Source organism: Pseudomonas sp. P7759 (assembly GCF_013386445.1).
Taxonomy (GTDB): domain Bacteria; phylum Pseudomonadota; class Gammaproteobacteria; order Pseudomonadales; family Pseudomonadaceae; genus Aquipseudomonas; species Aquipseudomonas azotoformans_A.
This window is the reverse complement of record NZ_JACART010000113.1, coordinates 1-332: the sequence shown is the minus strand read 5'-3', so window position 1 is coordinate 332 and position 332 is coordinate 1. Positions and strand designations below refer to the sequence as shown.

At 61.4% G+C, this 332-nt stretch carries 1 protein-coding gene; it reads left to right on the top strand.

Going from position 1 to position 332, the window contains the following annotated elements; genetic code table 11:
• A partial coding sequence (locus HX823_RS31435) for an aldehyde dehydrogenase family protein (protein WP_177078533.1) occupies window positions 1–332 on the top strand: 332 nt, incomplete at both ends.

Below are 332 nucleotides of genomic sequence, written 5' to 3'. Positions count from 1 at the left end.
GGCGAGCGCTGCATGGCGATTTCCGTTGCCGTGCTGGTAGGCGATGTGGGCGATAAAGTCATCGCCGCCCTGACTGAACGCGCCAAGCAACTGCGCATCACCGACGGCCGTGATTTGAAAGCCGAGATGGGCCCGATTGTGTCCCGCGCGGCGCTTGAGCGTATCAGCGGCTACATCGAGCAAGGCGTACAGGCCGGTGCCCAATTGCTGCTGGATGGGCGTGACTACGTGCCCACTGAAGCGGGCCTGGAAAATGGCTTCTGGCTGGGCGCGACGCTGTTCGACCATGTGACCCAAGAAATGAGCATCTACCGCGAAGAAATCTTCGGCCC